Below are 23872 nucleotides of genomic sequence, written 5' to 3'. Positions count from 1 at the left end.
CGCTTGCCCGCGATACGGTGTGTCAGCGAAAAATGTGTTGTCTGACCTGACGCGATCGCGGGCAAGCGCGCTCCTACAGAGAAATCATTAAGCTTCAAGTATTTGCTTTTCCTCGGCTAAAACTCCAGGGTACTGGACACCACCACCTGCCGCGAATCGCCCATGGAAACGAAGTAGCGGCTAACGCTGGAGGTGTAGTAAGTGCGGTCGAAGATGTTCTTCAGGTTGACCTGAAAGCGCACTTTCTGTCCGTCGAACCGGGTGTCGTAAGTGGCGAAGGCGTCGGCGACGGTGTAGGCCGGCAGGTTGAAATCATCGGTCGGGTTGCCAGCCCGTTCACCCACGTAATGCGCACCCGCACCGAGGCGCAATTTGTCACTGCCCAGCACCGTGCCCAGGTCATAGACCGCCGACAGTGAGCCACTGTGTCGGGCGGCGTTTTGCAGGCGGTTGCCCTTGAGCAGCGGGTCTTCAGTGACTTCAGCGTCGGTGAAGGCATAAGCCCCGATCAGACTCCAGCGCTCGTCCAGCTGCCCGCTAAAATCCAGCTCCAGTCCACGGGAGCGCACTTCACCCGCCGAGCTGTACACCGTGTCAGCGCTAGCGGCATCAAAATTGGCGACCAGCACGTTGCGTTTCTTGATGTCGAACACCGCCAGATTACCGCTCCACGCCCCCGGCACGTCCCATTTTGCCCCCAGTTCCCAGGACTGCCCCTCTTCAGGCAGCGTGCCGGAGTCCAGCACCCGCCCGCCACTGAGCGGCGCGATGCTGGAGTTGGGTTTGAAGGATTCGGTGTAGCTGCCATAGAACGACAGCTGCTCGTCATAGCGATACACCAGCCCTGCCCGGGGTATCCACTTATGCCCGGTGGTGTTGGTATTGACCGTAAACGGGCGGCCCTTGCCAGCTACTTGGTCGTAAGTCTGATAGCGCCCGCCCGCCACAAGAATCCACTGCTCGTTCAGGTGAATGGAGTCCTGAATGAACAGTGAATCGGTGCGCAGAATGTCGCTTTGCCCGCTGTCCGGATCGCTGGATAAGGTCCCCTCCACTTCCCGGCCGTACACCGGATTCTGGTAGCTGAAGGTGGTCAGGCTTTTCTGGCGGATCAGGTCAGAGCGGTAAATCTTGCGGTATTCATCATCAATGCCGACCAACAGTTCGTGCTGCATGCCGCCTGCTTGCACAGCTCCATTGAGCGTCAGGGTGGTGAAACGGTCAGTGCTGAGCGCCCCGCGCGTGCCATCCATGGAGCGGGTCAGGGTGCCGCTCGCCGGATCGACCGCCGTCACCCGCACCTGACTGGCGTCGTAGGTTTCACGGTTGTAGCTGTAGCCCAGATGACCTTTCCAGTTGCCGTCGAAATCATGGTCGGCTTCAAAGCGGTACAGATCCGAGCGCCCTTCCATATTGTTGAACGGCTCATCCAGACGACGGGTCGCGGGAATATCCAGCGGATGATTGGTGAGCGGATCGATCGCCGTACCGCGATCAAAAGGCGAGAGGAATTCACGATGTTCATAGGCGGCCGTCAGTTGCGTGTCCTCCCCGTACCAGGCCAGTGAAGGCGCAACCAGCGACTCACGATGCACCCCGTAATTGCGCCAGTAATCTTCATCCACATGATCGACAATCATCCGGTACGCCAGCCTGGAATCCCCCAGCGCGCCGGTGCTGTCGAGGGTTGCGCCGCTGCCATTCTTGCCGGCACCGTAACTGGAGCCGGTGGCGGTCAGGGCGTTATAGGACTGCAACTCCGGGCGTTTGCTGACCACGTTGATTACGCCGCCGGGGTCCTGAATGCCATACAGCAAAGTCGAAGGCCCTTTGAGCACTTCGACCCGCTCGGCGCTGGCATTGAGGCTACGGCCCTGCACAATTGGCATACCGTCGCGCATGATCGAGCCGTCGCGGTTTTCGCCAAACCCGCGTTTGACGATGGTGTCCTGCGTACTGCCCAGGGTGTTGCCTTGGGTGACGCCGCTGACATTGGTCAACGCATCGTCGAGATTGCGCGGTGCCTGATCAGCGATGACTTGCGCTGGCACGATGGCCACGGCTTGGGGTGTTTCAAGCAGCGGCGCGGAAGAGCGCAATACCGTTGAGCTGACGGTTGGCTGATAGCTGCTGCGGCTCGGCGTCGATGATTGAATCTGAGTGGCACCCAGATTGATCGCGCCGTCGACTGCCGCTGTCTCCAGAGTAAAGGTGTGCTCGGTGGCGCGGCGCCAGGTCAGCCCGGAGCTCGCCAACAACCGGGTCAAGGCCTGCTCGGCGCTGAACTGCCCGGTGAGCGCCGGTGCCTCGATCGCATAGGGGGTTTCCTGGGTGTAGATGACACCCAGGCCAGTCACTCGGCTGAACTCGCTCAAGGCTTGCGGCAAAGGTTCGGCCGGGATCGAGAAATTGAAGGCGGCTTCGGTCGCTTGCGCGGTGCTGATGGCAGCGAAAATTAATACACCGAGCATCATGCCAATTGTTGGAGCGAGGCTTGCCCGCGAAGAGGCCTGTACATTAAGCACCTTCTTCGATACTGCGCGATCGCCTTCGCGGGCAAGCCTCGCTCCAACAGGCATCACCATTGGGCCCGAGATTTCATCGCACAAAAATCACTCGCCCCATGACGCTGTACTCCTCAAACCCCACCACGGATTTCAAGGCTGCCAGCACCGCTTCGGGATCTTTACTGGGGAAGCTGCCGCTGATGCGTTTTTCGCCCAGTTTAGGGCTGAGCAAGACGATGCGGCCGGGGTAGTGACGGCTCAAGTCGTTGATCACGTCCGCCAATGGAGTGCGGTAGTAATTGAGCCAGCCGTCGCGCCAGGCCAACTGGTTTTGTGGATCGATGGCCTGGGGAGCACTGGTGGTGCCTTGGTCATAGGCCACGCGCTGGGCGGCGCCGAGAATCCGTTGCGGTTCATCCTGAGCAGACTTGACCCCGACACGCCCGGACAACACCGTCACCTGAGCGCCCTGCTCTTGCAGGCGCACTTCGAATTGCGTTCCCAACACCTGCGTCTGACCGCCGTGGGCATCCACCATGAACGGCTCGCCCGTATGGATCACCTGAAAGAACGCTGCGCCGCGCCGCAGTTGCACATGCCGCTCGCCATGGCTGAAGTTCACCGCGATGGCGCTGTCGGCATCCAGAGTGACCTGCGACTTATCGGCCAGCATCACGGTCCAGACCTGACCCGGCGCAGAGACATAATCAGCACCCAGATCATCGGCCCATCGCCCCGGTTGCCAGCCCGCGCCGACGGCAATCGCCAGCAACAGGCACGCCGCCATGGCCAGGCCTGTTGACCAGCGTTTCATGGGGTGGTGCGACTTTCGGATTGGCGCATCCATTTGCTGCAACAGGGCAGCCAGCGCGACGGAGTCTTCTGCGGCAAGACGCGCGGCGGGCACTTCGCTCAACTCCCAGAGCACCTGAGCCTGGGAGTAAGCCTCGACGTGAGCAGGATCGGCTTGCAGCCATCGCCTGAAATTCTGCTCGTCGCGACTGCAGGGGGCGTCATGCAGGAGGGTGAGCCATTCCAGAGCTGCCTGCTGCAATGCCGGGGAAACCTGGACAGGCGCCGCAGGGGTTTTCATCGACGAGCGTCCTCTGACTTCGAGCGAGTGGCGCGAGCCGAAGACGGAGACTGTTCCAGACACGCCTTGCAGGCTTGCAAGGCGCGCATCATATGTTTTTCCACGGTGCTTTGCGAAAGCCCCATGACCTTGGCGATTTCTCCGTATTTGCGACCATGGATACGGTTGAGCAGGAATATCTGCCGGGTCCGCTCGGGCAACTCACGCAAAGCAGCCTCGACGTGGCGCAGGTCGTTACCCGCTTCCAGCGCCGCCTGCGGTTGGTCGACATCATCGTGCTGCCCGTCGGTCATCAGGCCCTCGCTGATACGGTTGCGCACCCCTTCGCTGCGTAAATGATCGACGGCGATATTCCCGGCGCAGCGCAATAGATAAGTGCTGAGTTCTTCGACCTGCACCAGCGGCCGTCGCCAGAAGCGCACGAATAAGTCCTGAACCAGATCAGCCGCCGTCGCCCGACAGCCCACACGGCGCCTGACCAGCGCTTCCATTTGCGGCTGCTGGGACAAAAACACTTCGAGGAAGTACGCACGTCCACCTTTCGCCGCGTCCCGAGCAGAATCATCAGCGACAGGCTTGAGGGGGTCGGGCTGTTCCGATTCAGGAGACGGTGCGATGTTCATGGCGGCCCGCTCAAACCAGCAGTTGATTGAACGCCGCCACCGGGCTCAACAACAGCCCCGCCGCCGCGAGTATCAAAGCCAGCCGTGGCCGAAACGGAATCAAAAATACCAGCAACAAGGCGCTGGCCATCAATGCCGCAAACCACTCGACCAACGCCATGCCCCAGGCAGGGTCACTCAGCGCGCAGGATAGCGACAGGCACAACAGCGCCCAGCCCAGCAACTTGAGCAAGCGCCCGCGACCGACGCCGAGTTTGCTGTGCAGCAACTCGCCGTAATGTTTGGACATCGACAGGCACAGGGCCGTAAAGCCTACGTAGCACAACAGGGTAGCCAGCAGCATCAGTTGGCCTCGCCTTCAAGCCGAGTGGTATCGATGCCGGCCTGAGTGGTTTTGTTCGATGCCGTTTGCTCGTCACCCTTGGCGGCGAGTACTGGCGGAACCGGACGAAACTTTGTCGCGCCCCAGGCCATGAACAGACCTGTCATCAATGCCGTCAGATCGAAGCCGATCAGCACCCAGTCCTGCTGCTCCAGCGAAGCCAACAGGTACCTGCCCCCGGTCAAGATATCCAGCACGGGCAGCCCGGCAAACAACACCGCACCCAGGGCTAATTGTTCGCGCCAGCCCTGACGCCCGTTACGTACAAGAGCGTGCAGCACGGTCATGCCCCAGGCGCTGAAGAACAGATTGATTTCCCAGTCGCTGCGCTCGGCCAGGCCAAGCGGCAACAGGCGATTGGCCCAGAAGAACGCCGCCACGGCGATCATCAGGCCAGCCATGCCCGCCAAGTTCAGCACATGCACCAGACGCAATTCCAGCGGCAATACGCCGGTCTTCACATGCTTGAACTGCCGCTTGGCGAGCCACATCACCAGCCCGGTGCCAATCATGGCCGTGCCGGCGATACCGAAGATGAAGTACAACCAGCGCAGCAGTGGCCCGGCGAACTCGCCGATATGCAAACCATACATTGCACCGGAGACCAGCATCGGCCCGGAACGCGGAGTGGGCGAAGTCTGCAATGCGCCGTTCACGCCGTTGAATATCAGTGCTACGCCGTTGTCGTGAATGACACTGTCGGCGGCACTGCGAAACACAGCCACGGTGGCATTGGCATCGCCGGGATTATTGACCACCAGGCGCCCGATATTGCCGTCTGGCCATTGCTCTTGGGCCGCCGACAGCACCGGCATCAAAGGGGTCAGTGGCGCAGCGGTTCCGGCCGATTTAGCGCCGTTGGTGCTTGGGAATATGTCGGCGTAAAACGCCTGAACGTTGTCGCCGTAAGACGCAATGATGCTGGCGGGCATGACCATGGACATGAAGATCACCAGACTGCTGTAGGTGATCATCAGGTGGAACGGCAGCGCCAGCACGCCAATCGCGTTATGCCCGTCCAGCCAGGAACGCTGGCCCTTGCGGGGTCGGAAGGTGAAGAACTCCTTGAAGATCTTCTTGTGGGTAATGATCCCGGTGATCAGTGCGATGAACATCAGCATCGCCGCCGCAGTCGCCAGCCAGCGGCCCCACGGGTGCGGCATTTGCAGCTGGAAGTGGAAGCGATAGAAGAACTCGCCGCCCATGCTGCTGCGGGTGTGGATTTCCTCACCGCTCTGGGGGTCGAGGCTTTTGCGCACGAAACCACGTCGGCCTTCCTGGCCCGGCGTCTGCCACATCACCCCAAGCGCCGGCTCGCGGTCGTCAGGCATACGGATGAACCAACGCGGTGCGCCAGCAGCATTGTTTTGCAGATAAACCTGGGCCCGCTCGATGCTCGCCGCTGCCGGGACCGAGCGCACCGGGATTTCCGGGTGAGTCCAGCGGTTTATCTCGGCCTTGAAATAGGACAGCGTTCCGGTGAGGAAGATTGCGAACAACAACCAACCGAAAATCAGTCCGATCCAGGTGTGCAGCCAAGCCATCGCCTGCCGGAAGCCCTCTTTCATGACAACCACCGCCCGATGCCGAACAGCGCCGCCAGAATCGCAGCCGGCAGCAGGATACCGGCCCATGCCCGCCAGGCGCTGCGGCAGGCAAAGCACCAGATCACTGCGCCCAGATACGCCAGGAATGACAGCAACATGCCGGTGACAACCGCATCGGCGCGCGACATAGGCAACCATTGGGTCAGGCAGACGCTGGTCAGCGCCGCCAGCAGATAACCGCCAAACAGCGCCGCCAGGGCTCGCGAAGTGACCGCAAGCCGATAGGCGAGCGAGACCTGCGCGCTTTTGACTTTGCGTGCTGGCTTCTTGATCTGCGTGGCGTCCATCGCTGCGCCGTCCATTAACACGCAGCCGCCCGGGACTGGCAGCACACTGGAGAGCAACGGCGTTGAATCGGCATGGGACATTCCTGATGAAGGGCTATCACGCGAGAGTTTTGTAACCAATTGCGCGCGCAGAACGCAATATTAATGATAAATATTCTCATACGCAAAAGAGTCTGACAGAATCTGCGCCAATCAATGGTTCATCGCGGACTGCAGTCGCTCATGCCTAACGCCCAATACGTGCTCAACGACAGTGTCGAAGGCCTGTATCACGCCCATCACAACTGGCTGACAGGCTGGTTGCGGCGTCGGCTCGGCTGCCCGCACAGTGCCGCAGACCTGGCTCAGGACACCTTCGTCAAAGTCCTGCTGGCCCGCGAAACACCGCAGCTCATCGAACCTCGGGCGTTCCTGACCACCATCGCCAAGCGTGTGCTGTGCAACCACTACCGGCGTCAGGATCTGGAGCGGGCCTATTACCAGACCCTTCTGGAAATGCCCGAGTGCGTCGCGCCGTCGGAAGAAGAGCGGGCAATCATTCTGGAAACACTGGTGGAGCTGGACCGGTTGCTCGACGGCCTGCCAATGCTGGTGAAACGCGCTTTCCTGTTATCCCAGGTGGACGGTCTGAGCCACGGCGAAATCGCCACGCAGTTGGGGATTTCCATCGCCACAGTCAAACGCCATTTGAACAAGGCGGCCTTGCGTTGCTACTTCTCGCTATGACCCTGCCGCTATGAACAGCAACGCCGATTCCCTGAACAAGTCCGATATTTCGCCGCTGGTGGCCGAGCAGGCCGTCAGCTGGCTGATTGAAATGCAGAGCGGGCAGTTCGCCGCGCCGCGCCAGCAGGCCTGGCAGCACTGGTTGAATAGCGACGGTGAACACCAGCGCGCCTGGGCGCATATTCAGCGGGTCAATCAACGCTTGAGCGGGTTGTCTTCGCCGTTGGCCCACGCAGCCATCAATGCGCCGAAATCAGCCGGGCGACGTCAGGTGCTGAAACTGCTCGTGCTCCTGGGTGCCGGTTCCGCTGCGGGTTGGGGTCTGCGGGATCAGATCGCCTTGCAGCCATTGCTGGCCGACTATCACAACGGTGTGGGCGAGCGGCGCAAGATCGCCCTGGCCGATGGCAGCGAAATCCACCTCAACACCGCCAGCGCCATCGATGTGCGTTTCGATGCCCAGCAACGCCTGATCAAGCTGCTGCAGGGGGAAATCCTGCTAACAGTGGCCAACGATTACCGGCCGCTGAATCTGATGACCGCCGAAGGAAGCATCCGTCCGACCTCCCCCGCCAGCCGTTTTGACGTGCGTCAGCGCGAGGGCAAGACCCAACTGGCGGTGTTCAGCGGTAGCGTGCAAATCAGTCCCGAAACCTTTCCCGGACCGGGCTTGCAGGTGCAGGCAGCGCAACAAGTGGCGTTCAACCGCAACGCCTGGGAACCGGTGCGCCCGGTGGATGCCAGCAGCGGTGCCTGGGCGGACGGCATGCTGGTCGCCGCGCACATGCGCTTGCAGGATTTCCTCGCCGAACTGAGCCGCTACCGCCGTGGCCGACTGGAATGCGACGCAAAAGTCGCTGACCTGCTGATCTCCGGCAGTTATCCGCTGGCCAACAACGAACGGATCCTGGATCTGCTGGAAGTGGCTTTGCCCGTGCGGGTCAGGCGGTTTACCCGGTATTGGGTGACGGTTGAGGCGCGGGGTTGAAGGTTGAGTCACTCTCGGCTCACCCGGTGACTTACCGAATAAATACAAATTCTCTGTAGGAGCGCGCTTGCCCGCGATAGCGTCAGGTCAGACGATAAAATGCCGGCAGGGACATCCGATCGCGGGCAAGCGCGCTCCTACAGCCCCGTTCCGACTACAAGAAAGCGCTCTGCCAGCAATTTATTTTCAAAACTCATGAGCCGTTTCTGCTTCCTCGCGTGACAGACAGGAAAAGCACTTTACTCGTCTCGCCAAAGGACTCCTGCATGTCAGCTCGCCCAAGTCGTGTTTCCCCCCTCGCCCGCTCGTTACGGCACATCCTTATCGGTGCCGGTCTGTCCCTGTGCAGCGTTTCGCTATTGCAGGCGGCCGACGCGGTGAGCAAGCCATATCACATCGCGCCAAGCGCACTGGAAGCGGCGCTGAATCAATTCGGCCGGGAAGCTGGGGTGTTGATTTCCTTTGGCTCGCAGATCACCGCTGGTTTGCAGAGCCGTGGACTGGAGGGTGAATACACGCCTGAGCAAGGTCTGGCAGCACTGCTCGAAGGCACCGGGTTGCAAGCCACTGCAGATGGCCAGGAGGGTTACACCCTGCGATCGGTCACAGCGCAGGTGAATGGCCCGATCGAATTGGGCGCATCCACCGTAGTCGGCGACTGGCTGGGCGAGGCGCAGCAGACTGACGTGTTCGAGCACCCCGGCGCCCGTGATGTGATCCGTCGTGAAGAAATCGAGCGTATCGGTGCCACCAGTGCTCGCGAAGTCCTCAACCGTATTCCCGGTGTCAACGCTCCTGAAAACAACGGCACCGGCAGCCATGACATGGCGCTGAACTTCGGCATTCGCGGCCTCAACCCCCGCCTGGCTTCGCGCTCGACGGTCTTGATGGATGGCATCCCGGTGCCCTTCGCGCCTTACGGCCAGCCACAACTTTCCTTTGCACCGATCAGCATGGGCAACATGGATGCCGTGGACGTGGTGCGCGGCGGCGGCGCTGTGCGTTACGGCCCGCAGAATGTCGGCGGTATCGTCAACTTCGTGACCCGCGCCATCCCGGATGCACCAACGGTAAAAGGCGGTTTCCAGACCGAGACCAGCCCTTCCTCCAGCCGTGACGGTTTCAAGACCACCGGCAATCTGCTGGCCGGTGGTACTGCCGACAACGGCCTGGGCGGCGCGATTCTGTATTCCGGAGTACGAGGCGGTGACTGGCGCGAACACAGCGATACGCAGATCGACGACCTGATCCTCAAGGGCAAATACCAGATCGACGAAGCCAACAGCCTCAACGCCATGGCCCAGTATTACGAAGGCCGGGCAGACATGCCCGGTGGTTTGAGCACTGCTGCCTACAAAGAAGATCCGTACCAGTCGACGCGCCCCAAGGACGAGTTCTGGGGCCGTCGCACCCTGGTCAACTTCGGCTATCGCTACGAGCAGGACGCTCGTGTGTTCACCGCCAATACCTTCTTCACCAAAACCCTGCGCAGCGGTTATCTGGATCAGGGCAGTTTCGTTTCCCTGTCGCCTCGCGAGTATTGGGTGCGTGGCATCGAAACCCGCTTCTCCCAAGGCTTTGCACTGGGTGAAAGCTGGAACGAAGTCGGCGTCGGGTACCGCTACGTCAACGAAGCCGGCCACGAAATGCGCTATCGCACGCCGACCGCCGCCAATATCCTGCCGACTACTTACAGCACCAACGACCGCGATACCCGTGGCTCAACTGAAGCCCATGCGATCTATATCGATGACCGGATCGATATCGGCAAGTGGACGTTCACGCCCGGCATTCGCTACGAGATGATCGACTCGGCGCAAAACAACAACCTGACCAACGTCAAATACCAGGGCGACTACAACACCGCACTGCCGGCGTTGAACGTGCTGTATCACGTGACTGAAAGCTGGAACCTGTATGCCAACACCGAAGGTTCATTCGGCAGCGTGCAGTACAGCCAGATGCCCAACCGGGTAGCGGGCGGCGAAGTGAAGCCGGAGAAAGCCCGGACCTGGGAATTGGGTACCCGTTATGACAACGGCAACTTGCGGGCGGAAATCGGTGCGTTCCTGATCAACTTCGACAATCAGTACGAAAGCAACCAGACCAACGATACCGTCATCGCTCGCGGCGAAACACGCCATCAAGGTATCGAGACCAGCGTTAACTATGCACTGGACGGTTTGAGCCCGGCGCTGGCCGGTTTTGATGTGTACGCCACCTATGCGTTCGTCGATGCGACCATCCGCGAGGACGGCCCGAACAAGGGCAACCGCGTACCGTTTTCCTCGAAACACAAAGGCACCCTCGGCGTGGGTTACACCGAAGGCCCATGGAAGTTGAATCTGGACAGTTCGTACCAGAGCGATCAGTTCGCCGATAACGCCAACACCGCCACAGAAAGCGCTGACGGCAGCACCGGTAAAATCCCTGGTTACATGCTGTTCAGCACCCGCGCGGCTTACGACTTCGGCCCGCAGCTGTCTGACCTGAACGTCGCCGTCGGGGTGAAAAACATCCTCAACCGCGAATACTTCACTCGTTCGTTCGACGACAACAACAAAGGCAAATACGTTGGCGAACCGCGCACGGTGTATGTGCAGACGTCAGTGGCGTTTTAAAGCAGACGTGGTTCCCCCTTGTGGGAACGGTGCTTGGTCTGGGCGGTATTCCGACGATAAGGGTGTTGCGGATAGCAGGCCAATCGCGTCCAGCCTTATCGCGGGCAAGCCTCGCTCCCACAGAAAATGTGATCGCCGTTGGAGCGAGGCTTGCCCGCGAAGAACGATAACGCTCGGCGTCTGGCACTGCGCTGGTCCCTGTGGGAGCCGAGCTTGCTCGCGATCAACGATGACGCGGACTATCTGATACACCGCATCGCCTGATTCGCGGGCAAGCCTCGCTCCAACAGAAAATACGATCGCTGTTGGAGCTAGGCTTGCCCGCGAAGAACGATAAAGCGGTACTCCTGACACACCGAGTCGCCTAATTCGCGAGCAAGCTCGGCTCCCACAGGGTTCGGCGGTGTTCCGTTAGAGCGAGGCTTGCTCGCGATCAACGATGACGCGGTCTATCTGATACACGGTATCGCCTGATTCGCGGGCGAGCGCGCGCCCACAGTGCAGAGATTCAACTTACCAACGATAAGTCGCACTCGCCTGCACGGTCCGTTGCGAGCCATACCAGCACCAGCCATAACCACTGCACGTCGCGACGTATTCTTTGTTGGCCAGGTTGGTCACGTTCAGCGCCAGTCGCAGGTTGTCCATTGGGTTGTACAGGCTCGGGATGTCGTAGTGCGCGGCGGCATCGAACAGCGTGTAGCCCGGCACTTTGAACGAGTTGGCTTCATCCCCATAGGTGGCGCCCACATAGCGAGCACCGCCGCCCACACCAAAGCCTTTCAGCTCACCGTTACGGAAGGTGTAGTCCACCCACGCCGACGCGGTATGACGTGGGATGGCGACCAGTGTCTTGCCTTGCGCCGACTCCGCCGCACCATTGGCCACCCCGCTGCCCGGCGATACGCTGACGCTGTTATTGGACTTGCTGGTCTTGGCATCCAGATAAGCATAAGCGGCAGTGATATCCAGGTTGTCACTCAAACTCGCCTTGCCTTCCAGCTCAAAACCACGGGACTGCACTTCGCCGGACTGGATCTGGCAACGGGAACCGTTACACAGGTTGGTCACCACTGGATCCAGGGTCAGCACATTGGATTTGCGCAGATCGAAAACCGCAGCCGTGATGAAGCTGTTGCTGCCCGGCGGCTGATACTTGATACCCAGTTCGTATTGCTTGCCTTCGGTCGGATCAAATGGCGCGTTGTTCAGGCCTGTACCGGATTGCGGCTCGAAGGATTCGGAATAGCTGACGTAGGGCGCCAGGCCGTTATCGAACAGATAGACCAGGCCCAGACGCCCGGTGAACGCCTCGCTGTCGATGCCGCTTTTGGTTTTCGCGCCCGTGGCGATACGTTGTGAGCTGGTGGTGCTTTCAGCCCAGTCGTAGCGACCACCGGCGAGGAATACCCACTTGTCCCACTTCATCTGTTCTTGCAGGTACAGGCCTTTTTGCTGGGCGCGGGTCGTGGCGTCAGCGGTATAGGTAATCGGTGTAATGGCCGCACCATAAACCGGATCGAAAATATCCAGCGTCGGCCCCAGACCGCTGCCGGATTTGGTGTCTGTACTGGTGTTCTGGTAATCGGCACCGAACAACAGCGTGTGCTGCAAAGGCCCGGTGGCGAATTTGGCCTGAGCCTGGTTATCCAGAGTGTAGGAATCCAGGTTGACGTCAGTGGCAATAGTGCTGCGTGTCAGCGTGCGGTAATCGGCCTGCAGGGCGCTGTTGTAGATGCTGCGATACTGGCCTTCGCTGCGCATGTAGCGCGCATTCTGGCGCAAGGTCCAGACATCATCCAGGTGATGCTCGAACAAATAACCGACGGCGTAATACTTGCGGTCGATCTTTTCGAAATCCTTCTCGCCATCATAAAAATCGACGTCAATGTCACGGCCGATCGGGCTGTTCAACACCGAGCCATAGGCTGGAACCGCACCGTAGGAACCGGCTTTCGGGTCAGCTTGATAATTGCCCAGCAGGGTCAGCGATGTGTCTTCGCTCGGGCGGTAAGTGAATGCACCGGCGATGGACTGACGACGGGTTTCGGTATGTTCGACCTGGCCGTCAGCGTCGTCGAACAGCCCCGAAAGACGGTACGAATAAATCCCTTGATCATCAACCGGGCCGCCGAAATCGAAGGTCGTGCGCTTCTTGTCGAAGGTGCCATAGCTCAGACCGATCTCGTGGAACGGTGTTTCGGTGGGCATTTTGCTGACCATATTCACCACGCCGCTAGGGCTCGCCTGACCGTACAGCACCGACGACGGGCCGCGCAGCACTTCAACCCGCTCAAGGTCAAACGCATCTTTCTGCGGCGACGCATCGCGGCTGCCCGGCATACGCAAGCCATCCAGATAAGTCGCCGGGGAAAAGCCGCGAATACTCATCTGATCAAGGCGCGATGCGGTTGCACCACGGGTCTCGGGAATCACTGCGGCGGTGTAGCGCAGAATCTGATTGAGGCTTTGTGCACCCTGGGCCGTCATCTGGTCCTTGGTGACCACGGAGATCGACTGCGGCGTTTCGATGATCGCGGTGTCGGTCTTGGTTCCGGTGCGGCCACGGGTGGCGACATAACCGGACACCGGCCCAGACGCGCTTTCAGTCTGGTATGCGCCCTGAATCGCAGTTGCCCCCAACTCCATGGCACCCGCCACGTTCTCGGGGGCCGCCTCGATGCGGAAGCGATTGGCCGACAACGCCGTACCCCGCAAGCCACTGCCAGCCAGCAGTCGAGCCAGCGCAACGTCAGTACTGAAACTGCCCTGCAGGCCGTTGCTGTGTTTGCCTCGGGTCAGCGCCGGATCGAAAGCCAACACCAGATCGGCCTGTTCCGCCAGAGTATTCAGGGCCTGACTCAAATCTCCAGCCGGAATCGCAAAGCTGCGCGCAGTAGAGGTTTGCTGTTCGGACGGGGTTGGAGCAGCACTCAACGGCGCGGCGGCACAAGCCATCAGCACGGCGAGAGCCAATGGTTGCAATGAACTGACAGGGCGTGACATGAACGATCCTTGCTGGTTATTAGATTCTCTCTAGCCATGACGGATGCCCCGGCGAAACAGACAGTTAATGCGAGCAATTTTCATTCAGTATTTCGTAGATATTTTTCTGCCGCGAAATATTTCTTTCTCAAATGGGGTTGAATTGTTTCCTCAGAGGCGCCAACACTGTGATTGAGCCCAGATGAAATGAACCTCCTGCCACGGAGTTCGTCCGATCTCACAAGAGCAAGCCTTATAAGGGAAGAACTATGCAAATCCAGGTCAATTGCGATAACCACATCGAAAGCAGCATCCGACTGGAGGAGTGGGTACGTACCACTGTAGAAAGCACGCTCGAACGCTACGAAGAGAATCTGACTCGCATCGAAGTCCATATCCGCGATGAAAACGGCGACAAGCCCGGCCCGCATGACATGCGCTGCCAGATGGAGGCCCGCCCGAAAGGCCATCAACCGATTTCCGTGACCCATAAGGCCGACACACTGGATCAGGCAGTGGATGGGGCCGCCGTAAAACTCGATCACGCCCTTGAGCATTTATTCGGCAAGCTGCGTAACAAACGCGCAGGAGCCCCAATCATTGACGGCGCAGACTCGGACTCCGAGAATCCGGATGCTCTGCTGCAAGAAGAATTCCTCGAAAAAGAGCAGGAAAAGGATGTTGCCCAACTGGGCTGATTCCCTCTGATTCAACTTTTTGCGTCATGAAAAAGAAGGCGGGCCTCGCAAGGGCCCGCCTTCTTGCGTTGCAGCCCGATTATTCTTTTGGCGTGATCCTGACAAAGAGATCGGTGTAACGCTCGACCCGGATGGGCAGGTTGTCCGCCAGCGTCGCCAGCGCAGCGTCGGTATCGTCCAGACGAAACAGCCCGGAAACCCGCATCCCCGCCAATGCCTGTTCATCAAACTGCATCAGGCCGTGACGATAGACCGCCAAAGCCTGCAGGACTTCGTTCAAGGGTTGATCATCGACCTTGAGTAAACCCCGGGTCCACGCTGCCGGGTCATCGTGGCCGATCAGCTGAGGTGTCTGAACCAAGCCGTCTTTCAGGATGGCCTGCTGACCCGTCGCGACGTTGACGTTCTCCATGAGTCTGGCCTTGGCGGCAATCGCCGACTCCAACACGCTGACCTGCACGGAACCGTCCGCCGCTTTACGGACCACAAAGCGTGTGCCCAGCGCCGTTATGGTGCCTTGATCGGTCCTGACCACGAACGGTCGCTGCTGGTCCTTGGCCACTTCCACCCAGATCTCACCCTGCCGCAAGTTGATGAGCCGCTGCCGTTCGTCGAAATCAATGTCCAGCGCCGAATCGCTGTTGAGCCGCAACTGACTGCCATCGGCCAGTGAAATTTCCCGGCGCTCACCGACATGCGTACGTTGATCTGCCAGCCAGATCGGGGCCTGCTCGACACCGAACCAGCCGCCCACCAGCACACCCAGCAGCGCAATGGCTTGCACCACAGGCAATGAAAATTTCGCGCCACTGGAAGCAAACGCCCTGTTCATTGCCTTGCGCGAGGGCAGCGGCGGCAGATTATTGAAAGTGCCCAGTAGCGCCTCCATTCGCTGCACCGCCAGATGATGTCGGGGATCTGCCCGCCGCCAGGCATTGAATGCGTTCCGGTCGGCTTCGCTGATGTTCTCGGCTTCAAGCATCGCCAGCCACTGAGCCGCCTGGCTGATCATCGCCTCGCTCGGTTCATGTTCATCGCTCATCCCGGATGGCCCGAACCATGCAGGGCTTTATAACAATGCACCAACACGCTGGCCATGTACTGCTTGACCATGCTGGCCGAGACGCCCAGCACCTTGGCGATCTCGTTGTAGCTCAGACCGTCAAGGCGATTGAGCAAAAATGCTTCACGGGGTTTTGCTGGCAAGCCTTCAAGAAGCTGGGCAATTTTTTCCAGAGTCTGGAGTGCGGCATGGATAGCTTCGGGACTGGGCGTCCCGGCTTCGTCCGCGTTGACGGCCAACGCCTCAAGATAAGCGTGTTCGAGCTTGCGACGCCGGGCACCATCGATCAGCAGGCGTGTAGCCGTGGTGGTCAGGAATGCCCGGGGTTCTTTGAGGTTTTGTGGCTCCGCAAGGGTCAACACACGGATGAACGCATCATGGGCCAGATCCGCCGCCCGCTGCGAGCAGCCAAGCTTTTTACGCAGCCAGCCATGGAGCCACGAGTGGTGGTCACTGTAGAGCTGAGTGAACTGGCGGTGTCGATGGATCAGGTCGCCATCAGGGGCAGGAATGTCGCGCATGTGCTAACGCTTCTTAAACACGAAAAATTATCATTAGCGCGGAAGATGCCATCATTCAGTAGCAACGGCAAGCTTGGGAATTTTCCGATCAATCATCCAACAGTCGAGAACTAAAGGGCCAAAACCCGAGTCAATTTATGCAGACCCAACTGGCAGGTACCGAAAATGGATAATCCTTTTCAGCAGATTACCGATGCGTTCCATCCTGACTACCGGGTGAACCTGAGCATTCAAGGCCTCGACGGCAGCATCATGCTGACCCTGTCGAATGAAACCGGCGTGGTTGCCAAGCGTTTGATCAGCGCCGCGCAGCGAAACGATCCCAAGCGTTTGCAACGGCTGATCGAAAGCGTGCAATTCGGCATCGCCATCGAAGAAGGTCATAGCGCAATCAAGATCCTCGCAGCCATGACCGACGGCGACCTCAAACGCCTGGCCCCTCCGCCACCTGCCAAGCTCGGCCTGTTGATCAATCGCCCGACGCTTGCGGCGGGAATTTGATAGCAATACCGGGCCCGCTTGTTCTGTTGAATCACCCGCCTATGCATCAAAAAAAGCCCCTGATCCGGGGCTTTTCAGTCGGGATTCATCCCGCGTCATGAAGCGCGTTGAGCTTCATGAACGTCAAGAACTCAGTCGCTCTTTTCTTTCACGGATGGATATTGAGAGGACGAAAATCTGACCACAAGAATCGAGAAAGCGAGCAACAGCACGCCACCGCAAACATAAAGGATCCCTTCATCTGGGGCTTTGTGGTGGGACACATCGCTGATCAGTAGCCGAATCAATGCTGTCACTCCGATGTAGAGGAGGAATCTCAACGGCATATGATTGGTCTTGAAATAGATACCCGACATCGCGAGCAATTCGAGATAAATGAACAGCAGCAAGATGTCATCAACACTGATCTTGTCTTGCTGCAGCATCTCAATGAAGGCTGAGATGCCCGCCCATACAGTGATGGCACCAATTGCGAATAATGCAAGGTAGTGAAACAACTCCACGCCCAGATTGCCCAGGCTGTTAGCCCCGGCGTGCAGCCGCACTCGCATTCTATCTGCCCACTTCATAAATTTTGACTCCCCATCACACGCCAAACTGGCAAATAAAAGGATCAGCATTGCCTTTACCGCTTAGAGGTAACTGCGCTGCCGATCTCAACTCATCCTGTACAAAGATCGAGCAATACATCCCGGCCAACATCATGCCCCGCCTGGGTGACGCGTTTGCGTGGCGACATTCTCAAGCAGGAACGAGGCCATTAGCTATGGTTGAGAGCGCGACGGGTTGTCGCAAGGCACATCGGCAAGGTAAAAAGATGCGCCAAGGCCACTATCCAAGGCGCAGCGTTTCGCTTATGCTGTGCACTGTATAAAAATACAGTAGTCGCTAAAGACAACTATCGTGAAGGCATGTGAGGTGGTGAATGGCCGTCGAAGTGGTATACCGCAGCAGCCGAGATCTGGAGCGTTTGTTCATGGATAAAGCCGAAGCTGATCGTCATGACAAAATGCTCGAACTCGCTGAGTTGCTGGCAACAGTATTGAACAAGGCCGTACCTTCTCTGACCGAAGCGCAGGTCGAGGAAGCCGGGATTTACATGGCCAAGAATCGCGACATATTTGCTCGCGCGTTCAAGAGCCAGCCGGATGCGTTGAATGAATTGTTGAACGCGCCTGCTGAAGAATAAACCGAAGCATCGGGTGGCCTGTATCAGGCTGCTCTGTAGGAGTGAGCTTGCTCGCGATTCGGCCTGTCGTTTACCGAATGGTTTAATGGAAATAAGATATCGCGAGCAAGCTCGGCTCCCGCAAATATGGATGTCCGCCGGGCAAAACGCGTTACCGTTCTTCGCGGGCAAGCCCGGCTCCAACAGACGACCGCAACCTCTACTGTTTGCTGTGTTTACCCGCGATGCAGCCGACGCGTTTTTTTGCCTGAAAGACGAGCGCTAACGCACTCTCAACAGATGCTCGGCCAGCATGTCGGCCACTCGTGCAGGTGAACGTTTCTCCGCCTGGGCGTGGGCATAGACCTCTGTCAGGCGCTGGCCGATGCGTGAAAGGTGCGCGGTAATGGTGCCCGGGGATTCTCCCTTGTGTTGCAGCGCAACGTAAATCAGCCCCCCTGAGTTGATCACGTAGTCGGGCGCGTAGAGAATTCCGCGGTTTTCCAGCTGATCAGCCACTTGCAGGCTGCTGAGCTGATTGCTGGCTGCACCGGCCACGGCGGCGCAACGTAATTGCGCCACGGTGGCGCTGGTCAGCACACTGCCGACACCACAGGGGGCAAGGATGTCGCACGGGGTGCTGAGCAACGCTTCGCACGCGATGGGGTGCGCGCCGAATTGCTCCATCGCAAGTTGCACACGCCCGCTATCCAGATCGCTGACCAGTAAATCGGCGCCTGCCGCATGCAGTTGCTCGGCAAGGGCATAGCCCACATGACCCAATCCTTGTACCGCCACGCGCAAGCCTTCCAGATTATCGCTGCCCAGACGCGCCATGGCCGTGGTCCGGATACCGGCGAAGACGCCCATAGCCGTATGCGGCGAGGGATCGCCGGATTCCGAAGTGCTGGTGACGTGTTGGGTATGTTGAGCGATGCAATCCATGTCGGCGTTGGAGGTGCCACTGTCTACGGCGGTGATGTAGCGGCCGTTAAGGCTTTCTATGAACCGTCCGAAGGATTCGAACAAGGCTGCGCGGCTGGGCAGATGCGCCGGACGCATGATCACAGCCTTGCCGCCGCCATGAGGCAACCCGGCCAGAACCGCCTTGTAACTCATGCTTCTGGCCAGATGAATGGCATCGGCAATAGCGCTTTCCTCGTCGGCATAGGAAAGATAGCGACACCCTCCCAGCGCCGGGCCATGACGGCAATTATCAATGGCTATCACTGCTTTAAGGCCGGTTTCCGGATCGACGACCAGATGCAGCGACTCCACGCGTGATGAATGCATGAGTGCGAACATCGGCGGTGCCTCCGGTATATTTTCTAGACCGAGTATAGGCGCTGGCAGAAAAAATGATCGACCGCTGGGTGCCTGAGCCTGAAACACATTCATTAGCCTATTCACCGCTGGACGAAAAGCATGGGGAGGACTAAAACAAACCTTACGTACCTGCCCGAATAACCTCGGAGCACCCATGACCCCACGTGAATACTGTCTCGCTTGCCTGAAGAAAACGCCGCAAGATGTTTTCGAGGCTGCGTTGTGGATATCCGCCGAGCACGATCAGCAATTCCTGCCGCAGCAGATTACCGGTGAGATGGATGATTTGTTGCGTCGGGTCAGCGCATTGCTGCCAGCCTTGCCAAACACCGAGCTGGCGCAGCCGTTATTACGTCAGCTCAATGCGCTGGGTTTTGCTCAGGACGACTGGAACCCGCCGAAGCCGCAAACGGCGTTAATGCACAAAGTAGTACAACGCCGTCGCGGGCAGCCCTTGGGGTTGGCATTGGTCACCATGGAGTTGGCCAGGCGCTTGGGTATTCCGCTTGAGGGTGTCAATTTCCCGGGGCACTTCCTGCTCCGTGTGCCTGGCGCCGACCATCTGCTCGACCCCTGTGGCGGGCGCAGGCTATATCCTATGGACTGCCGGGAGTTGTTGGTGCGGCAATTTGGTCCAGACATGCAACTCAGGGCGGAATTCATGGCCCGCGCCACTGAGGTGAACATGCTGCAACGCCTTTCACGCAATTTGCGGCACTTGCACCAGCTCGAAGATGACTTGCTGGCGTCACTCAAGGACGCCAACCGAGTGATGGAACTGGGCCCGGCCACCACCAGCGATTACCTGGCCCGCGCCAGCCTTTACCAAATCCTCGAATGCCCGCAGGCCGAGCGTTTCGACCTGGAGCATGCGCTGATGTTGAGTGACGACCCTGTGCAGCGATTGCGCCTAACCGAGCGTTTGGGACACTTACCTCACGGGAAGGCGATTCATTAGATGATCGGGACAGGCAAGCGGTTGGTAAAAGCCCAACGGGCAAATCTGAGTCCATTCTCCTTGCCAAAGTTGCCTAAAGGACTGGCAACCAGCCCTTTCAACGACACCGAGACAATTGAGGCGAAGATAAACAACTCGGCCGTCGCACGATCTCCATCCAGATAGGCCAAGTAGCCGCGGATGAAGTTATGGGTCAGCTCAACCGCCAGGGCCACTAAGCCAACCACTGGAAATGCCAGCGACAGAATCAGCGCCGCCCATTTTATGGCGTTATAGGCTGACTGGGCTGCCGCTTCATCTGGGCTAACGGTTTGCTGGTCAACATCCTCAATCATTCTTTCAATCATGGCGACATACAGTTGTTCAAGGCGCGTGATCCGGTGATCCGGCCTGACCGCTGTCGTCAGCGTATGGGCAAACCTTTCAGGATCCTGTTCCAGATTCAGCACCAGGGTGCCGACAACGCGCTGATCCTTATAACTGGCCCTGCTGTAATAATAGGCGGGCATGCCTGGGTTTTTCATACTGGAAATAATCGCATCTGCCCTTCGAAACAGAACGCCGTCGGGAGCGTTGGGGGTGTAAACCAGCCGGGAATCAGGGTTGTTAGTCAGGTCGGTAAAAATCATGGCGCCCTCGATTATTCGATGATTAAGCGCCAATACGTAAATTGAAATATTCTCTGCGCCCGCCGGACGGCGTCTCGACTGGTCCAGATTGCTCAGGCCTCTTGCGACTACGTCATATTGCTGACTATCCAATCCTCCTCGCAGGTGCTCTCGTAGTGCATCGCGGTGGGCTTGATAAAAGGTACGGCTTGCAAGGATGGCACGACGATAGAGGTGGAGCTCTGCATCCGGTTCGGAAAGACGCTGTTCGAGTAACGCAATATATTTCTCGCCCAGAGGTACAGCGACCAGTTCCCTGAAAAAACTCAACGGCAAAGCGCTCAGGTCCTGACCTATGGACGAATAGATCACCGGTGCCGATAACGGAGAAGACAAGGCTTCTACGATATCCCTGATAAGACTCAATGCTGACCAGAAAGGAACGATATCCAATCCCCAGTTCACTATTTCGTCCGCCCTGGAATGCACCTTCAGCGCTGTTTCCTGCAAATAATCATTCATCAATAATTCAGTTAAGGTGAGTGGCTCACGATAAGGGCCCGCGTAAGGATTCCTTTCATCTTCCTTACGGTTCAAATCGAATAAAACCGTGTCTGGGTCAATACGCTGAATATGTCCTTGCGCTTGCAGATACTCGGTAATCCTCTGCATGCATTCTTCACGAATGAAATCCCGATAAGGCCTCATGTCTACGTCGCGGGTGAATCGCTCATCGAGCGCCTCGGCACGCGCCTCACACAGTGCAAGCACTCGCCGTTGCGAATAGGTTTGGGACAAGTCCTGGTTGGCATTGTCGATGAAAGTCTCTGACAGGTCCTGAGCAACTTTGGCTCTAACCTGAATGATCAGGTTGGATTCGTAGCTTAGCGGCGCCATGGGCCTGAATACCGCAGTTGATTCACTCCATTCACTGGGCTTGAGTACTGTGCTGCGGATCAGTGAAGCAACCGCCGCACGCGACTTCATGGGGACCTGATCGATTACGTATTTCGCCCCTTCTGGCTTCGCCACCCAGCCGCCAACTTCTATCGATAACCGCTGCCAGCTATTGAACTCGAACATGTCACGATCACCCGGAGCACCGGGCGCATAAAGGACGTAATAAGTGGCGTTATCGCGCTTCATGCGAAACACCAGTACGTCTTTCATTACATGACGCGAACCCAGAATCGCCAACCCACCCATGCTGAATTCCGTACCCGGCTCCTGATGATCGCCACGAATCTTATGAATCAGCTCCTGACTCTGGTCTTCGCGCAGATGCCCTTTAAGCTGCGCAGTCCAGGCGCTCAGTGCGATGGCACTGTCACGCTGATGGGCTATCGCGCGGATAGTTTGCTCGGTATATAAACGCCTTTCGGTATCCAGCTCGAAATGTTGCTGCACATCCAGCTCGGCAATCATTTTCTCCACGAATGGGAAGTCCAGTGCAGCGTTTTGATACTGCACGGGAACCTCAAGCGTGAAAATCGTCTCCTCGAGCACGACGGGCAGACCCTCCACGACAAAGTCTAAAAGCGATTTGCGATAGGTAAACGGCTCCTCGATGGTTTCGCTCAACACGACTTCATCTACTATTGAGATGAAGATCTGCTCCGGATCAATTCGATAACCCAGGTGCTTCAGGACATACGCGTTGATTTTGTCCAAGGCGTAAATCCGGATCGACTCTAATCCCTCCATCAACCCGGCTGCCTGATCAGCGTGCTTCTGATAACTGGCAGCCAGTCTGCGATAAAACGCCTGATCGTCAGCAGACGCATCGTTGAACCAGTGTGGCATGGCTCGCTGGCGGACCAGACTGAACATCCGATGAAAATGTCGTCGCTGTGCGCTGTCCAGATAAGTCAACTGGCTGAGCGCATCGGTAACCAGCAATAAATCGGAAGGCAGTTGGCGGGACTGCTGCGCGGCTTCAAGGAGAAAGTCCAAGTCTTTGATCTGCTTACGCCGTAGCGCGACCATGCGGTATTGCATCAAGTTGTCACCGAAATAGCTGTAGAACGGCTCGATTACAGCGCCCTCTTCAGCGCACAGGGCCGCATGCTCCTCAAGCAGCAGATCCTCAAGGAAATAGCTCTGCTCATGAGCATCGCTCAGGCGAGCACGCAGCCTCTGATCCAGATCGGCAAGGGACTCGTACAGCTCAATGCCATAAGCGGCAGACACAAGGAAAACGTTGCCTTCGCAATTGGCGAGGGTCAGGGGACTTCTGGTTTGCGGAGCGCGGGGAATGACAAACGCCGTGGTTACGACACCGGAGCCCGTCCCGCTTCTCAGCGAAATCCGGTACAAATTACTGCCCCTGAAACTCTCCATCAAAGTGGTCTTGTCCTCTTCGCCGATCTGGCGGTTCAGGGACAGGAGCTCCATTTCTCGGGTCAGTATGGCGCGATGTAAAGTCACGCAGGCATTATCGCGCGTCTGCGACTCCCCTTCTTGCCCGTCCAATGGCAATGATTCGGACCAGAACGCGTCCATTCGGTCCTTGTAGTACCTCGGGAGTGCCTCCAGGGCGTTGCCTAACACCTCAAGGACAAGCTCACCCTCCAGAGCTGAGACATGGTGCTGCTCGTCGAGGGAATCATGCCGGGAATAGACTCGCACAATGCCGCTCTCGAACTCAGCCAGACCGTGTGTCAAGGTTTGCAACAAGGCATCGGTCAGTGAGAGGGATCTGGCGAGAGAGCCGTCGTCAGAAGGCGTATTGATAAACAGAACATCCGGATTTTTCACGACGCTGGATTCAGGCAACAGCAGTGTCAGCAAATCGTGTCCAACTTGACGCAAGGAAGGCGCTGTACGGGTATGTTCATGCCACTGCGTAAAAACCTCTCCGAGCTGTCCGAGTGCAGTCGCGATGACTTCGGTAGACGAACTGGCGGCGCTGGCCTTTATATGGTTCAAAATCGATAAATCAGTCATATGTAGCTCCACGGTTGCGCTACGCAAACCCATAAGGCATCCAGCCAAATGGAAATTAAGTTTGAGCAGCTAAATCACGAAGCCATAAGACACTGGCACGAGCAGTCCCTGACAATAATTATTGCTATATATGTAACTTGCTTGCAGTCAATTACTGCAAGAGTCTGCGCATTCAACCGTGGGAAGTTTTACCTGGATCCAATAAGTGGATGGCCTTTTGACTATTACCGTCACTGCAACACTCAATTTCACGGACAGGCCTTA

Annotated in this window: 19 protein-coding genes; 7 read left to right on the top strand and 12 right to left on the bottom strand. The window is 58.0% G+C overall.

What is annotated here, in order from left to right; translation table 11 throughout:
- Positions 1-116: 116 nt before the first annotated feature.
- The 6 genes from IV01_RS21835 to IV01_RS21850 all read right to left on the bottom strand — a co-directional run bounded on the left by IV01_RS21835 (position 117) and on the right by IV01_RS21850 (position 6499).
- Positions 117-2474 (bottom strand): TonB-dependent siderophore receptor, encoded by a 2358-nt coding sequence (locus IV01_RS21835; RefSeq protein ID WP_032625788.1) that lies wholly within the window; start codon positions 2472-2474, stop codon positions 117-119.
- A gap of 124 nt (positions 2475-2598) precedes the next feature.
- A complete protein-coding gene (locus IV01_RS21840; protein WP_032625786.1) occupies positions 2599-3600 on the bottom strand; it encodes a FecR family protein in 1002 nt (333 codons plus the stop codon).
- Complete coding sequence (locus IV01_RS0124560; protein WP_418903505.1) at positions 3597-4217, bottom strand: RNA polymerase sigma factor; 621 nt, start codon at positions 4215-4217, stop codon at positions 3597-3599. The genes IV01_RS21840 and IV01_RS0124560 overlap by 4 nt, the downstream gene beginning before the upstream one ends.
- A gap of 16 nt (positions 4218-4233) precedes the next feature.
- Complete coding sequence (locus tag IV01_RS21845) at positions 4234-4566, bottom strand: DUF3325 domain-containing protein (RefSeq protein WP_032625784.1); 333 nt, start codon at positions 4564-4566, stop codon at positions 4234-4236.
- Positions 4566-6173, bottom strand: coding sequence for a PepSY-associated TM helix domain-containing protein (locus IV01_RS0124555; RefSeq protein WP_032625782.1), 1608 nt, complete (start codon positions 6171-6173; stop codon positions 4566-4568). Before IV01_RS0124555 ends, IV01_RS21845 begins: the two co-directional genes overlap by 1 nt.
- Positions 6170-6499, bottom strand: coding sequence for a DUF3649 domain-containing protein (locus IV01_RS21850; RefSeq protein ID WP_032625780.1), 330 nt, complete (start codon positions 6497-6499; stop codon positions 6170-6172). Before IV01_RS21850 ends, IV01_RS0124555 begins: the two co-directional genes overlap by 4 nt.
- A gap of 222 nt (positions 6500-6721) precedes the next feature.
- Between IV01_RS21850 and IV01_RS21855 the strand changes: the two genes are divergently transcribed.
- The 3 genes from IV01_RS21855 to fecA all read left to right on the top strand — a co-directional run bounded on the left by IV01_RS21855 (position 6722) and on the right by fecA (position 10834).
- Positions 6722-7225 carry a sigma-70 family RNA polymerase sigma factor gene (locus IV01_RS21855; protein WP_032625825.1) on the top strand — a complete coding sequence of 168 codons (504 nt, stop codon included), beginning with the start codon at positions 6722-6724 and terminating at the stop codon, positions 7223-7225.
- A 10-nt stretch (positions 7226-7235) separates the two neighbouring features.
- On the top strand, positions 7236-8213 hold the full coding sequence (locus IV01_RS21860; protein WP_032625778.1) for a FecR domain-containing protein: 978 nt from the start codon (positions 7236-7238) through the stop codon (positions 8211-8213).
- Positions 8214-8479: 266 nt separating this feature from the next.
- Positions 8480-10834: a TonB-dependent Fe(3+) dicitrate receptor FecA gene (gene fecA, locus IV01_RS21865; protein WP_032625776.1), complete on the top strand. Its 2355-nt coding sequence runs from the start codon at positions 8480-8482 to the stop codon at positions 10832-10834.
- A gap of 513 nt (positions 10835-11347) precedes the next feature.
- Here fecA and IV01_RS21870 read toward each other — a convergent pair.
- The gene (locus tag IV01_RS21870) at positions 11348-13840 is read right to left on the bottom strand and encodes a TonB-dependent siderophore receptor (protein WP_032625773.1); all 2493 of its coding nucleotides are present in this window, start codon (positions 13838-13840) and stop codon (positions 11348-11350) included.
- Between the two features lie 248 nt (positions 13841-14088).
- Between IV01_RS21870 and IV01_RS21875 the strand changes: the two genes are divergently transcribed.
- Complete coding sequence (locus tag IV01_RS21875) at positions 14089-14517, top strand: HPF/RaiA family ribosome-associated protein (RefSeq protein WP_032625771.1); 429 nt, start codon at positions 14089-14091, stop codon at positions 14515-14517.
- A gap of 79 nt (positions 14518-14596) precedes the next feature.
- Here the strand turns inward: IV01_RS21875 and IV01_RS21880 are convergent, their stop codons facing one another.
- Both IV01_RS21880 and IV01_RS21885 read right to left on the bottom strand, forming a co-directional pair.
- A complete protein-coding gene (locus tag IV01_RS21880) occupies positions 14597-15559 on the bottom strand; it encodes a FecR family protein (RefSeq protein ID WP_032625770.1) in 963 nt (320 codons plus the stop codon).
- Positions 15556-16101, bottom strand: coding sequence for a sigma-70 family RNA polymerase sigma factor (locus tag IV01_RS21885; protein ID WP_032625767.1), 546 nt, complete (start codon positions 16099-16101; stop codon positions 15556-15558). The genes IV01_RS21880 and IV01_RS21885 overlap by 4 nt, the downstream gene beginning before the upstream one ends.
- A gap of 165 nt (positions 16102-16266) precedes the next feature.
- Between IV01_RS21885 and IV01_RS21890 the strand changes: the two genes are divergently transcribed.
- Positions 16267-16602: a DUF3509 domain-containing protein gene (locus IV01_RS21890; protein ID WP_032625765.1), complete on the top strand. Its 336-nt coding sequence runs from the start codon at positions 16267-16269 to the stop codon at positions 16600-16602.
- 131 nt (positions 16603-16733) lie between these two features.
- Here the strand turns inward: IV01_RS21890 and IV01_RS21895 are convergent, their stop codons facing one another.
- A complete protein-coding gene (locus IV01_RS21895; protein WP_032625762.1) occupies positions 16734-17171 on the bottom strand; it encodes a phosphate-starvation-inducible protein PsiE in 438 nt (145 codons plus the stop codon).
- 356 nt (positions 17172-17527) lie between these two features.
- Here IV01_RS21895 and IV01_RS21900 point away from each other — a divergent pair, with 356 nt between their 5' ends.
- Positions 17528-17791 (top strand): YebG family protein, encoded by a 264-nt coding sequence (locus IV01_RS21900; protein ID WP_032625760.1) that lies wholly within the window; start codon positions 17528-17530, stop codon positions 17789-17791.
- Between the two features lie 261 nt (positions 17792-18052).
- Here the strand turns inward: IV01_RS21900 and IV01_RS21910 are convergent, their stop codons facing one another.
- Positions 18053-19075, bottom strand: coding sequence for a Glu/Leu/Phe/Val dehydrogenase family protein (locus IV01_RS21910; protein WP_032625755.1), 1023 nt, complete (start codon positions 19073-19075; stop codon positions 18053-18055).
- Positions 19076-19250: 175 nt separating this feature from the next.
- On the opposite strand from IV01_RS21910, the gene IV01_RS21915 reads away from it, so the two are divergent.
- Positions 19251-20054 (top strand): SirB1 family protein, encoded by an 804-nt coding sequence (locus tag IV01_RS21915; RefSeq protein ID WP_032625752.1) that lies wholly within the window; start codon positions 19251-19253, stop codon positions 20052-20054.
- On the opposite strand, the gene IV01_RS21920 is transcribed toward IV01_RS21915, so the two are convergent.
- A complete protein-coding gene (locus IV01_RS21920; RefSeq protein ID WP_032625750.1) occupies positions 20051-23608 on the bottom strand; it encodes a dermonecrotic toxin domain-containing protein in 3558 nt (1185 codons plus the stop codon). The two genes, IV01_RS21915 and IV01_RS21920, sit on opposite strands and share 4 nt — an antisense overlap.
- Between the last annotated feature and the right edge of the window lie 264 nt (positions 23609-23872).

It is taken from the genome of Pseudomonas syringae, from assembly GCF_000737245.1.
Taxonomy (GTDB): Bacteria; Pseudomonadota; Gammaproteobacteria; order Pseudomonadales; family Pseudomonadaceae; genus Aquipseudomonas; species Aquipseudomonas syringae_J.
This window is presented reverse-complemented; position numbering and strand designations above follow the sequence as displayed.